Source organism: Gleimia europaea ACS-120-V-Col10b (assembly GCF_000411155.1).
Taxonomy (GTDB): domain Bacteria; phylum Actinomycetota; class Actinomycetes; order Actinomycetales; family Actinomycetaceae; genus Gleimia; species Gleimia europaea_B.
In genome coordinates this window covers 56,567-69,828 of sequence record NZ_KE150268.1, presented here as the reverse complement: position 1 = coordinate 69,828, position 13,262 = coordinate 56,567, and the positions used below count along the sequence as shown (strand labels likewise).

9 protein-coding genes are annotated in these 13,262 nt (G+C 57.8%); all 9 read right to left on the bottom strand.

What is annotated here, in order from left to right; all coding sequences use genetic code 11:
- Positions 1-29: 29 nt before the first annotated feature.
- Positions 30-1,277: a signal recognition particle-docking protein FtsY gene (gene ftsY / locus HMPREF9238_RS08155; RefSeq protein WP_040316896.1), complete on the bottom strand. Its 1,248-nt coding sequence runs from the start codon at positions 1,275-1,277 to the stop codon at positions 30-32.
- A 79-nt stretch (positions 1,278-1,356) separates the two neighbouring features.
- Positions 1,357-1,656 (bottom strand): hypothetical protein, encoded by a 300-nt coding sequence (locus tag HMPREF9238_RS08150; protein WP_016444982.1) that lies wholly within the window; start codon positions 1,654-1,656, stop codon positions 1,357-1,359.
- A gap of 97 nt (positions 1,657-1,753) precedes the next feature.
- Positions 1,754-5,242 (bottom strand): chromosome segregation protein SMC, encoded by a 3,489-nt coding sequence (smc, locus tag HMPREF9238_RS08145; protein ID WP_040316895.1) that lies wholly within the window; start codon positions 5,240-5,242, stop codon positions 1,754-1,756.
- A gap of 34 nt (positions 5,243-5,276) precedes the next feature.
- Complete coding sequence (ndk, locus tag HMPREF9238_RS08140; RefSeq protein ID WP_016444980.1) at positions 5,277-5,735, bottom strand: nucleoside-diphosphate kinase; 459 nt, start codon at positions 5,733-5,735, stop codon at positions 5,277-5,279.
- Between the two features lie 110 nt (positions 5,736-5,845).
- On the bottom strand, positions 5,846-6,514 hold the full coding sequence (gene dhaM, locus HMPREF9238_RS08135) for a dihydroxyacetone kinase phosphoryl donor subunit DhaM (protein WP_016444979.1): 669 nt from the start codon (positions 6,512-6,514) through the stop codon (positions 5,846-5,848).
- The gene (gene dhaL, locus HMPREF9238_RS08130) at positions 6,507-7,139 is read right to left on the bottom strand and encodes a dihydroxyacetone kinase subunit DhaL (RefSeq protein ID WP_016444978.1); all 633 of its coding nucleotides are present in this window, start codon (positions 7,137-7,139) and stop codon (positions 6,507-6,509) included. The genes dhaM and dhaL overlap by 8 nt, the downstream gene beginning before the upstream one ends.
- Positions 7,140-7,143: 4 nt before the next feature.
- Complete coding sequence (gene dhaK / locus HMPREF9238_RS08125) at positions 7,144-8,145, bottom strand: dihydroxyacetone kinase subunit DhaK (protein ID WP_016444977.1); 1,002 nt, start codon at positions 8,143-8,145, stop codon at positions 7,144-7,146.
- 103 nt (positions 8,146-8,248) lie between these two features.
- A complete protein-coding gene (locus HMPREF9238_RS08120) occupies positions 8,249-9,817 on the bottom strand; it encodes a bifunctional folylpolyglutamate synthase/dihydrofolate synthase (RefSeq protein ID WP_016444976.1) in 1,569 nt (522 codons plus the stop codon).
- Complete coding sequence (gene ileS / locus HMPREF9238_RS08115; RefSeq protein WP_016444975.1) at positions 9,814-13,035, bottom strand: isoleucine--tRNA ligase; 3,222 nt, start codon at positions 13,033-13,035, stop codon at positions 9,814-9,816. The genes HMPREF9238_RS08120 and ileS overlap by 4 nt, the downstream gene beginning before the upstream one ends.
- Positions 13,036-13,262: the final 227 nt, after the last annotated feature.

The following is a 13,262-nucleotide window of genomic DNA, read 5'->3' as shown; positions in this document are numbered from 1 at the left end:
ACTGCATCCTACCTTAACCGATGAGGAGCTTAGCCAACGATTGCATCCACGAAGTCTCCGGGGCTAAATGGGGCCAGGTCGTCCGCGCCTTCGCCCAAGCCCACAAGCTTGACCGGCACGCCGAGCGCCTTTTGTACCGACACCACAATTCCACCCTTAGCCGACCCATCCAGCTTGGTAAGAACCACGCCGCTCACGTCAACTACCTGCGCGAAAATTTCTGCCTGACGCAAACCGTTTTGCCCGGTTGTAGCGTCTAGAACGAGCAGTGTTTCAGCGATTGGGCCTTGCTTTTCCATAACGCGCTTGACCTTGCCAAGCTCGTCCATCAGCGTGGATTTATTCTGCAAACGCCCCGCAGTATCGACTAGGACAACGTCCACCGCATCCTCACGTCCAGTTTTGATTGCATCGAATGCGACCGAGGAGGGATCTGCGCCTTCAAGTTCAGAGCGAACCGTTTTTACGCCCACGCGCTCGCCCCACGTGGTGAGCTGTTCCGCAGCGGCCGCGCGGAATGTATCGGCTGCGCCGAGGAGCACGCTCTTATCCTCTGCAACAAGCAGACGGGCAAGCTTGCCCACGGTGGTCGTCTTGCCCGTGCCGTTCACACCCACCACGAGCACCACTGCCGGGTGCATGCCGGTCTCGGTCTGCGCGGGCGCTAAATTTAGGGAGCGGTCCATGCTCGGATCCACTGCTGCCAGAAGCTCATCGCGCAAGAGCGAGCGCACGCGCTCCGGATCGGAAGTGTCTTCAACCTTTACCTTTTGCCGCAGGCCCTGCATGATTTGATCCGTGGTGTCCAGCCCAAGATCAGCCATGAGGAGCGTGTCCTCCAGCTCCTCCCAGTCTTCCTCGGACAGATCCTGGCGTGAAAGAATGCCGAGGACGGCCGAACCTATACGGCCCGAACCGGCAAGACGCGAGCGCAGACGGTGCATACGGCTGGGGGCAGACTCAGGCTGGTCGAGTTCTTTCTCGGGGGCAGGTGCTTGCTCCAAAGTGGAAGCTACGGCCTCGGTCTCACTTTCGACGGGTTCGGGTTCACCCGCGGACTGCGGTCCGGCTAGGGCATCGGGTTCAGGTTCGTTTTCCCCTTCGGGCTGCTCCGCTTCAGCCTCTGGTGCCGACTCGATCTGCGGCTTTTGCGGCGCTGGCGGTAGTTCCTTATTTCGCGAACGTGAAACCATTACAGCGCCACCAACAACTAGGAGTCCAACGAGGATCCACACCAAATACATGTTGGATCCGAGAAAATCTAGAAATGCGTCCATACATTAATGATTACGCACCGACGCGCACTTGACCAATAATAAGCGCCACAAAACACCGTGGCAGGCAAACAAAAGTGACCTAGTCGTCAGAGATACCGGGCCGCTGTTCGAGCCGTGGAAGCTCCTCCGCCCGCAAATACGCCGACCCCTCGCGCCCCTCTTTCCTAATCACCGTCTCTAGCGAGGACACGCGCGGCGTAACCGGATCAGGCTTTGAACCTTCCATGTCAGCCTGTTTCCACTCACTCTTCGTTTTCTCGAGGTGAATCTGCCAATCTGAAACCGACCTGCGAGTAACCAGAAGTACCACAAGCACGCCCACCGCAAGCGCAAGAATCACGGTCAGCGTGATGAAAATAAAGAAGGCCGGTTGTAGCACTCTTCTAGCGTGCCAGATCCTTGCCAATACTCAATTCAAAACACGGATTATTACCCAGTTGTGACCAACGCACTACCGCTACGCAAATGCGGTTCGACTACTGGTTAGACTCGGCTTTCGCCTGCTTGGTATCGGCAAGTTTTGATGAAACCACTTGCGTCACACCTGCACGCATCGTCACGCCGTACAGGGCGTCTGCGATTTTCATCGTCCGCTTTTGGTGGGTGATGATAATCAGCTGCGAATCTTGCTGCAGTTCCTTGAAGATCGTGATTAGACGCGACAGGTTCACGTCGTCGAGGGCAGCCTCAACTTCATCAAGAACGTAGAACGGTGAGGGGCGCGCCTTGAAAATAGCGACGAGGAGGGCAAGCGCCGCAAGTGAACGTTCCCCACCGGATAGTAGAGATAGACGCGTGATCTTCTTTCCCGCCGGGCGCGCTTCGATCTCAACTCCGGTCTCGAGCATGTTCTGTGGGTCCGTGAGGACGAGTTTGCCCGATCCTCCCGGGAAAAGGGTTGCGAACACGTGAGTGAATGCTTCTTGTGTATCGAGGAAGGCCTGCGTGAATACCTCTTCAACTCGCTGGTCTACTTCGTCAACGATGCCCAGCAGATCGTTCTTAGACTCTGTGAGATCACGCAGCTGGTCAACGAGGAACTGGTGCCGTTTGGACAGCGCCTCATGCTCTTCAAGAGCAAGCGGGTTGATCTTGCCTAGCCGGTCTAGCTCGCGTTTCGCGCTGCGCAGGCGTTTCTCCTGTTCCGCGCGCACATACGGGTAAGGTTCTTCCGCTACCACGAGGTTGTGAGGGCCAAACTCGTCGATAAGTTGATCGGCCTCAAGCGCAAGCTCGTCTCGCGCCCGCAAAACCGTATGTTCAAAACGGAGGGCAACTTCCTGTAGTGCGATTTCATCGCGGTGCGCGGCGTCTGTGATTTCTAGCAGGCTGGCGCGAATCTCGTCTACTTCGCGGCGGGCGCTTGCCGCAGCCTCGGATGCTTCGGTGCGTTCACTTTCCGCTACGCGAAGCTGCTGGCTGGCCTCTTCTAACGCGGCCTCAGCAACGCGGATAGGCGCCTGGATGCGGGCGCACACCTCGCTCAGGCGCTGATGTTCACGTTTGCGGGCGGCTTCACGTCGTTCATATTCGGCGAGGTCAGAGCGGGCCTTCGCTACTTGCTGCCGGAGGGAACGAGCGCGATCTCGCACGCGACGCGCAGTTTCTTCAAGCGTACGAATGTCGAGGCGGGTCGCGGTTTCTTTAGCGCGCGCTTCACGCGCTACTTCTTCAAGCTGTTCCGCAGTTTCGCGGGCCTGCGCGGGGTCCGCCACCTGCGGGAGAGCCTCCGCACTAGCCTGCTTAGCTTCGGCCTCCGCAAGGCGAAGCCGAGCTCGTTCCACACCTTCCTCAATTTTTTGCAAGGTGACGGTAAGGCGTTCTTGCTCTCCCTGAGCGGCTCGCAACCTGGAACTTGCGCGTGCCCGCACTTCCATGGCTTTTGCTCGCTCCGAGTCTGCCTTGCGCAGTGCCTGCAACTGTTCGTTCGCAACCTTGAGCGAGGCATCGTAACGCTCGCGCGCCTCCTTCAACTTTTGCGACACGGCCTCCAGATGCTCGCTAGCGACGTCGGCGCGCCGGCGCGCATCCTCATAATCTGCATGGCGGGCCAGAACCGATGCGTGATCAGATCCGGAAGTAAGCACCGAAACCGGGGTGAAAACGTTACCCGTTCGAGTGGCAACCTTTGTTACCAGAGGATTTTCAAGGGCACGGATGGCCTCACTCTCATCCTCACAGACGACAGCTCCGGCCAATAGCGCATCAATAAGCCCCTGCACGCGCTCACCCGCAACGACATCAACCGCCCTGGTCCAGCCCTCGATAGTTGCGGGTTCCACGTCCTGTCTCGGCGCACTAACCATGCGGCGGCGTCCACCCGAGTCTACAAACTGCACAGAAAGCCCCAGGTCGGTGATCACCGCCGCATCTGCGAATGGGTCCAGGAGCGCCGTAATCGCATTTTCCCAACCTGCACTGGTGGATATGAAGCTGGCCAGGGATCCGAGGACCTCGGGGTGCTCGGTGTCCAACAGCTCGGCCGTCTCGTCAGCCGGCTGTAGGGACTGCGCCAGCGTGTCCCGCCGCGCCATCCAGGTGGCGCGCTCGGACTGCGCTTCCCGCTCCTGCGATAGCAACCGATCAACCAGGTCACGCGCCTCATCTCGAGCTCGCACCGCACGCTCGTGGGCATTCGCTATGTGATCGTCAGCTTGAACCTCCTGCAAACCCTCCATCTCGGCGCTCGCGAGCTTCGTACGCTCTGCAGCCTCCGCAACCGCATTCTTCATCCGTTCAACTTCGGCAACGCTTGAGGTGAGCGCCTGCTTTGCCGCATTCACATCGCCAATCAGTCGCGCAATATGCTCGCGCCGGTTCGATTGCTCAGCCTCAAGGTGGCGTACTTCCTCAAGCGCTTTGCGCGCTGCGGCTTCAGCCTCTTCTCTGGCTTTGATTACGTCTGCAAGCATCTGCCCAGACGCCTGCACCTGTTCAAGAAGCTCCGCGTCCTCTTCATTCGCCTTGACCGATTTCTCATCAAGATCGACAAGGTCTAGGTTTGGCGCGGGTAACGGCTGTGCCACGCCGCGCGCGCGTTCATTCGAGATCGACGAAAGGGTCATTAGCGAGGCGTGGGTGGTAGAAAGCTCTTGCCATAGGCGCGTGAGTTCCTGAGTGCGCGGAGTGCCGAGGCGCGCAAGCTGCTCCGCCTCGTGCAGGCGTACTTTAGCGGCATCAAGCTGCTCGTTCAGCGCCTTCCTGCGCGCATTAGTTGCTTCTTCACTGGCGCGCCCAGCGTCCAAGCGCTCTTTCAAACTAGCGAGGTCGTCGGCCAATAGGCGTGCCTGTGCGTCGCGCACCTCTGCCTGGATCACACCGGCTCGGCGGGCGGTCTCGGCCTGTTTCGCCAGAGGCCGTAGCTGGCGGTGAATCTCATTAGTGAGGTCCCGCACGCGAGTGAGGTTGGCCTCCATCGACTCTAGTTTGCGTAGCGCCCGCTCTTTGCGCTTGCGGTGTTTGAGCACGCCCGCAGCTTCTTCAATGAATCCGCGCCGTTCCTCGGGGCCCGCTCCCAAAATCGCATCAAGCTGGCCTTGCCCTACGATCACGTGCATCTGCCGGCCCATGCCGGTGTCGGATAGGAGCTCTTGAATGTCTAGCAGGCGCACCGGCGTGCCGTTGATTGAATACTCGGATCCGCCGCCGCGAAACAGAGTTCGCGAAATGGTTACTTCCGAGTAGTCGATCGGGAGGGCGCCATCGGTGTTATCAATAGTTAGAGACACCTGAGCGCGCCCCAACGGGGCGCGCTCAGAAGTTCCAGCGAAGATGACATCCGCCATCTGACCGCCGCGAAGGTTTTTAGCTCCCTGCTCACCCATAACCCAGGCGAGCGCATCTACAACGTTTGACTTACCAGAACCATTAGGCCCGACCACACAGGTGATGCCGGGCTCTAGATTCATCGTCGTTGTTGATGCAAACGACTTGAATCCACGAATGGTAAGGGTTTTTAGATGCACGCCTCAAAGTTTAGGCGAAAAGGTAGCGAAAACGTTATTCTTTCCAAACAAGTTCGGGGAACCATAGTGCGATTTCGCGGTCTGCGGAGGCCGGCGAGTCCGAACCGTGAACAATGTTCTCCACGTTGCCGGTACCCCAATCTCGACCGAGGTCACCGCGGATAGTGCCAGGCGCCGCGAGCGTCGGGTTGGTGTTGCCCATGAGGTTACGCATGCCTTCAATAACGCGGTCACCTTCAACTACCATCGCGACAACGAGGTCGGACTGCATGTACTCGAGCAGGTCTTTAAAGAAGTGCTTTTCCTTGTGCTCGAAGTAGTGGTCTTGCAAGAGCTCTTCGGAAGCGTGCTTGATCTTCAGACCTTTCAGCTGGTATCCCTTGGCTTCAATGCGACGAATCACTTCGCCGGTGAGGCCACGCTTGAAACCATCCGGCTTCACGAGGACAAGGGTGTGCTCTTTGTTCGCATCGAGCTGTTCCGGACTAGGCATTTGCCTTCCTTTCCATTAACTTCCGTGTCAGATTCGATTCTATGACAACTTATTTTGACATAAAGAGAAATCGGGTTATTGTCCCAATTCCTCAGCTTCTTGTCGGTGTTTTATTCCGGCATAGATTTTAGTTTTTGGACGAGGTCGTGGACCGCCTTCTGAGCTTCAGCGCCGCTGGCACGCACGGTTACGGTCTGTCCCTGTTTGACTCCCAGTGCCATGAGCGACATCACTGACTCAGCGTCTGCCTCGTCGATCGTAATCTCCGCATCGTAGTCACTGACAAAGCGCGCTACGAGGGCTGCTGGGCGGGCGTGGAGGCCGTCGGGGTCCGCGATTACAACCTCGGCCTCGCACACATCATCTCCCAAGAGTTCGCGCTCCGGTTCAGTGACACTGCTCCACGTTTTGGCAGCGCTTAGAACAGCGGCAACAACGCCCTCAGCGTCGGCGCCCTGCTGGGCGGCAACCGCACCCGCAACCGCTCCTTCAACGAGGGGGCCGTCCGCAAAGTACGCAGGCGCCTCGTCAAGGAAGTCGAGCACAGACTCAACCGTGAGCGTTGCCGAACCGAGGTCGGTGAGCAAAACTACGGGGCCTTGTGCAACAAGTTCTTGCACTGCCGCGTCCACCTTGTCGAAGGAGGTGCCGATGTTTCCATCCTGGAGGCCACCTGCCGCTCTGATCACGACGTCTGGCGCCATTTGTGCCGCAACTTCGGCAACGCCCTGCGCGAGCTTATCCGAGTGCGAAACGATTACGAGACTGACCCTAGACATCGATCGCCGCCACTGCCTGTTCAAGAATGATAGCGGAAGACACGGCTCCCGGATCGAGATGCCCGATGGAGCGCTCCCCCAGATAGGATGCGCGGCCCTTCGTTGCCTGCAACGGCTTCGTAGCTTCTGCTCCGGCCCGCGCGGCCTGGGCCGCTGCCCGCAAAGCCTGCGCCCCGTCTCCGCCCGAGGTCGCTACCTCACGCGCGACCTTCGCCGCCGGCGCCCAAGCATCAACCATGGTCTTTTCACCCTCTTGGGCCTTGCCTCGCGTCTGGATACCGAGTAGCGCCGCTTCGATTAGGTTGGCAACAGCGTTAGCGTCCAGGTCCTTCTCGCCAGTTGCCGCCTTGGCTGCACGCAGGAATGCGGTTCCATACAGCGGTCCGGCGGCACCTCCAACGGTAGACATCAGCGTTTTTGCAACCAACTTCAACACCGACTGAATGTCTTCGACGTCTGCGGTAGCAAGTGCTTTCTTAACCGCGCTGAAGCCTCGATCCATGTTTTCACCATGGTCACCGTCGCCGATCTGGCGGTCCAGGTCAATCAGCTCCAGGCGTGCCTGCGATATCGCCGCAGCGCTTTTTTGGATCCAGGCCAAAGCCCAGTTCACGTCCAAGCTCACTTGCTTACATCCCCTCTCGGTACCCCGCTGTAAGAGCGGGCGCGTCAAACAGCTCTAGCATTTCATCATTTACGCGCAGAAGGGTAAGCGAAGCGCCAGGCATGTCTAGGCTTGTCACGTAGTCTCCAACCAGCGTGCGTTCAGCAATGATGCCATCAGCTTTAAGAAGCTCATGCACCTTGCGGTTCACAATGTATAGCTCCGAGATTGGCGTTGCACCCATCCCATTTACGAGGACGATTACTCGATCTCCTTGCGCAAACGGCAGGTCCGCACGCACCTTCTCGTACAGCTCTGCGGTGAGCTCGTCTGCGGGCTTCATTTCAGTGCGGCGGTATCCGGGCTCGCCGTGAATACCGATGCCCATCTCCACCTCGGTATCACCCAGGTCGAAAGAAGGCTTGCCCGCGTGTGGAACCGTGCAGGGACCAAGGGCCAGTCCCATGGAGCGCATGTTGTCGTTCACTTCGTTGGCGATCCGAGTCACTTCATCAAGGTTGTCACCGCGTTCAGCTGCCCCGCCGGCGATCTTCTCAACCAGCATAGTGCCCGCCACGCCGCGCCTACCCGCCGTGTACAGCGAATCTTCCACCGCCACATCGTCATTAACAATCACGGTGCGAACTTCAATGTCATCCATTTCGCACAGTTCAGCGGCGGTCTCGAAGTTTAGGACGTCGCCCGTGTAGTTCTTCACGATGTAAAGCACGCCCGCACCGCGATCCACCGCGCGCGTGGCGGCCTCGATCGGGTCCGGAGTTGGCGAGGTGAACACAGCGCCGGACACAGCTGCATCCAACATTCCGTGACCAACAAAGCCGCCGTGGAGCGGTTCGTGTCCCGATCCCCCGCCGGAGATGAGAGCTACTTTTCCTTCTGCTTTCGGCTGTGCGCGCAAAATGTAGTCCGGGTCGAAGTGCACATCAATGAGGTCGGGGTGCGCCAGCTGGAAGCCTTCCAGGGACTCGCGAACCACTTCATGCACGTCGTTTACAAGCTTTTTCATTCTTCCTCCAGGCATATCGCATGGCTTTGCATCCTTACAATTCTTACACACAAAAAGCGACCTGCACCACAGATTTGGAGTGCAGGTCGCTTTTGGTTGGAGTTTAGTGCTTGATCAGTTCTCTGGCGGCTCCCGCGAGCACCACGGAGCCTGTGACAACCACGCCGTTAGATCCTGCCGGATCAGGATTCAGCTCGACGCGTTCAACCGCTCGGTCTACCGCATCAAGCAAAGATGGCTCCACAAACACGCGGTCCTCGCCAAACACGTCCCGTGCAATCTGTGCAATTTCCTCAATATCCATTGCCCGTGGCGTATCCATGGAGGTGATTACAATGTCGCCCACCACGGGCTCAAGTTCAGCCAGGGTGGCCTCGACATTCTTATCTGCCATTGCGGAATAAACCGCCGCGAGATTCGTGTAGTCGAACGACTCTGTGAGCGCCTGCGCCAAGGCACGCGCACCATGCGGGTTGTGTGCCGCATCAACCACGATCGAAGGAGAAGTACGCACAACCTCAAGGCGTCCCGGTGATGTGGCCATCTTGAAGCCCTCTTCAACAATGCTTGCCTCAACTTCACGGCCACCGTTGAACGCTTCGAATGCCGCGAGCGCCAGCACCGCGTTTTCCCCCTGGTGCTTACCAAAAAGCGGGATGAAAATATCGGTGTAGAGGGCGGCTGGCGTCTGGATGGACACCACCTGCCCACCCACGCCGAGCTTCGAAGAAACCAGGTGCAGGTCCGCACCCACAACGCGGAACACAGCCCCGACCTCGTTTGCCCGATCACGCAGAACCTCGAGGGCTTCCGGTTCTTGCTTTGCCGAAATGACGAAAGAGCCGGGTTTGATAATGCCTGCCTTCTCGGTTGCGATTTCGGTAAGCGTGGAGCCGAGCCACTTTTCGTGGTCATGCGCAATCGGCGTGATGACAGCAACGTCCGCGTCGATCACGTTCGTCGCGTCCCACTTGCCGCCCATGCCAACCTCAACCACGGCAGCGTCAACCGGTACATCCGCGAACGCAGCCAACATCATCACGGTCAGCACTTCAAAGAACGACATCGCGGGGCCATCATTGCGTTTCGAGTGTTCATCCACCATTGCGATGTAGGGAGCAACGTCCTCGTACGCCGCCACAAACTGGGCTTGCGAAATTGGCTCGTCATTCACGCTGATGCGCTCCCGCATCGTAGTTAGGTGCGGGCTGGTGAACCGTCCTACTTTACGGCCCGACGCGCGCAGAAGCGCACTGATCATGCGCGCGGTGGATGTCTTTCCGTTTGTGCCCGTCAGATGCACGCTTCGATACAGGTTTTGCGGATCGCCGAGGATGTTCATTGCCAGCTGGACGCGTTCGATGCTCGGCTGCACCTTGTGTTCGGGCATGCGTGACAGAATCTCGCGTTCAATCGCGTGGTAAACCGCCTCGGTCTCATCAGCCGTCGGGTAAACGAGGTTAGCTTCCTCATCGAGGTTGCTATCCTCGCCGTCCTCGTCAATTCCGTCGGCTCCGTCCAGGTCAGGAGCGCCCATGTGCACGACCTCCATGACCTCCTTGAGGGAGGTGGAGACATCGCGGTTCATGACCTCATCTACAACCTGTTCGGGAGTGCGTTCATCGCCCTCCTCGGCATCGGCGAAATTGCGGAAGATGTCAAAATCTTTCACTGCATTTTCACCACATGAATCGAGATATCACTGCCGGCTTCAACCGCGAGGTCTAGCGTCAAAGTCTCAGCCTTCAGCATTTCGGCATGCTTTTCTACCACGCTAACGCGCTCTGCCGGTACGGTCAGAGTCAGCTTAATGCGATCCGCAACATGCAGTCCGGCCGCCTTGCGTTCATCCTGCACCTGACGGATTAGGTCGCGCACAAAGCCCTCTCCCTCAAGCTCATCGTCAATCTGAGTATCCAAAACTACGAAGGATCCCGAAGATAGAACCGTTGCAACCTGGCCTTCTTCTGCCTCAACCTTCGTGTTTACAGACACGGCCTCACCGTCCAGACGAACCGGCTCGCCATCAACCACGACGCCCGGGAATACGACCTCGTCACCATCCACCTGCCACTGTCCCTGCTTTTGCGCAGCAAACAGCTTCGAAGTGTGACGGCGAACCTCACCGGAGAACTCGCGCGGGTTCAACTTGAGTTCCTGGACAACGCGCAAACCGGACTCAGACGGCGTCTTCAAAGTCACGTTCTTAACGTTGATCTCCGACGCGATCAGATCCGCATAGCTCGAAAGCTCAGCGGCACGCTCCGAGATGACGGTCAGATCACGCAACGGCTGACGCACGCGCAGCTTCTCGCCCTTACGCAAGCTGTGTGCCGCAGAGACAACCGAACGAACCTCGTCCATCGTGGCAACCAACTCGTCGTCAGCCCACGCATCGCTTAGCTTCGGGTAATCCTCCAGGTGCACGGATTCACCGCCCGTGAGGCCGCGCCAAATCTCCTCACTAATCAGCGGCAGGAGCGGGGCGATAACGCGCATCATGACCTCAAGCGCGGTGTACATCGTATCGAAAGCAGCCTCGTCCTCTTCCCAAAAACGCTGGCGAGAAGTGCGCACGTACCAGTTGGACAAAAGATCCAAGTATTCGCGCACGTGTGCGGTTGCACCCGGAATGTCATAGGCATTCTGCGCAGCTTCTACTGCGAGCGCGAGGTCGCGCGTACGGGCAAGCAAATAGCGATCCATCACCGGCAGATCAGCTACGACGGCTGCATCCTGCGGGATCGGCTTCGCAATGTAGCCCTCTCCCCCATTGGCCGCGCCAGTGTAGAGCGCGAAGAAGTAATAAGTGTTCCAAAGGGGCAACAGCATCTGGCGAACCGTGTCGCGAATCGACTCTTCGCGAACAATCAAGTTACCACCGCGAACCACGGAAGATGACATGAGAAACCAGCGCATCGCATCCGAGCCGTAAGTGTCAAACACGTGGTTAACGTTCGGGTAGTTGCGTAGCGACTTCGACATTTTGCGCCCGTCATCGCCCAGCACAATGCCATGCGCAACGACGTTTTGGAATGATTGCTTATCAAACAGCGCTGTGGCCATCACGTGCATCGTGTAGAACCAGCCACGCGTTTGCCCAATGTATTCGACGATGAAGTCTCCCGGGTAGTGGTTTTCGAACCATTCCTGGTTTTCAAACGGGTAGTGTACCTGGGCAAACGACATTGAACCGGACTCGAACCAGCAGTCAAAAACGTCGGAAATGCGGCGCATCATGGACTTGCCGGTTGGGTCGTCCGGATTTGGACGCACCAGCTCGTCGATGTAAGGGCGGTGCAGGTTATCGACCTTCACCCCAAAATCGCGTTCGAGTTCGGCGCGCGAACCGTATACATCCACGCGCGGATATTCTGGGTTATCCGACTTCCACACGGGAATCGGCGCGCCCCAAAAACGGTTACGCGAGATCGACCAGTCGCGCGCGCCTTCAAGCCACTTACCAAACTGGCCTTCCTTGACGTGTTCAGGAACCCAGTTGATCTCCTCGTTTCGAGCCAACATGTGGTCGCGAATCTTCGTCACTTCAACAAACCAAGACGATACGGCCTTGTAGATGAGCGGCTGACGGCAACGCCAGCAGTGCGGGTAAGAGTGCTCGTAGGACTGCTGGCGAACCAACACTGCACGTTCACCTTCGGGTCGGCGCGCCATTGGGCCACTACCGTCCTTCAAGTCCTGGATGATTGGTCGGTTCGCATCGAAAATATGCATGCCCACATAGTCTTTTACGGGGGCTACAAACTTAGCTCCGTCGTCAATCGGGACAACCGTCTTGATCCCAACTTCCTTACACACGTTCGCGTCATCTTCACCAAAGCCCGGCGCCAGGTGCACCAGGCCGGTGCCGTCGCTCGTAGTAACAAAGTCAGCGGCAATGATGTGGAACGCCTCGGGGCCCGGAACATCCTCATCGTTGATGAAGTAGTCGAAAATCGGAGCGTACGCGCGGCCCACAAGGTCTGTGCCCTTCAGCTGCGCAACAACCGCTGGTTCTTCGCCCAGCTCACGCTCGTAAGAAGAGACAAGATCCTTCGCTAGGATCACGCTTTCACCGGCAAGGGGCCCCTCTTCAGGCTGCACGGTCACGTAATCGACGTCCGGGCCAACAGCGACTGCCAAGTTCGAAGGGAGCGTCCACGGCGTTGTAGTCCAAATAAGTGCAAGTTCACCGGTCTCTAGACGCAGGCCAACCGTTACGGTGTTGTCTTGACGCATCTGGTAGACGTCATCATCCATCGAAAGCTCATGGTTAGAAAGCGGCGTCTCATCGTTCCAGCAGTACGGCAGGACGCGGTGCCCCTCGTAAGCAAGGCCCTTGTCGTACAGGGTCTTGAATGCCCAAATGACCGACTCCATGAAATCAATGTCAAGAGTCTTGTAATCGTTTTCGAAATCAACCCAGCGCGCCTGGCGGGTTACGTATTCTTCCCACTCGTTCGTATAACGCAAAACGGAAGTGCGGCACGCATCATTGAACTCTTGAACGCCAATGCCGTTCGGGCCCTCGATCTCATCCTTCGTTTCAATACCGAGCACGCGTTGTGCTTCAAGCTCCGCAGGCAGTCCGTGCGTGTCCCAGCCAAAGCGACGTTCTACGCGCTTGCCCTGCATCGTCTGGTACCTGCCCACAATGTCTTTAACGTAACCGGTTAGAAGGTGACCGTAGTGCGGCAAACCGTTAGCGAACGGCGGGCCGTCGTAGAACACGAATTCGTTTGAACCGGCCTCACCTGAAGGACGGATCTCAATGGACTTTTTGAACGTGTCATTTTCTTTCCAGTAAGCCAAAATCTCTTCTTCAAGGCTGGGGAAAGAAGGGGATGCTACGACGTCGCCATCACGGTGGCGGGGGTAGTGGTTGCTCATTTATTCCGTCCTCATTTAATCTTCGAGGACGTCTCCAACCCGGTGGGCTGGTGCGCGGTACCACCTCGCTTGCCAAAAAGTTTTGGCCGCTCGAACTGCTGTCACGGGCTTACCCGTCCGGGTCTACTAGGCTAGGCCGTTCTTCCGGAGGCTCATCGGTGATATCCGGTTACCCGGCCGAATCATCGCCATTCGCCAGAAAGTATAGCCCGCGCCCAGCGTTGATG

What these genes read in the sequence shown, in the direction of transcription:
- ftsY (WP_040316896.1), bottom strand. Translation starts at nt 1,277, where the DNA reads ATGGACGCATTTCTAGATTTTCTCGGATCCAACATGTATTTGGTGTGG.
- ndk (WP_016444980.1), bottom strand. Translation starts at nt 5,735, where the DNA reads ATGCCTAGTCCGGAACAGCTCGATGCGAACAAAGAGCACACCCTTGTC.
- dhaM (WP_016444979.1), bottom strand. Translation starts at nt 6,514, where the DNA reads ATGTCTAGGGTCAGTCTCGTAATCGTTTCGCACTCGGATAAGCTCGCG.
- dhaK (WP_016444977.1), bottom strand. Translation starts at nt 8,145, where the DNA reads ATGAAAAAGCTTGTAAACGACGTGCATGAAGTGGTTCGCGAGTCCCTG.
- ileS (WP_016444975.1), bottom strand. Translation starts at nt 13,035, where the DNA reads ATGAGCAACCACTACCCCCGCCACCGTGATGGCGACGTCGTAGCATCC.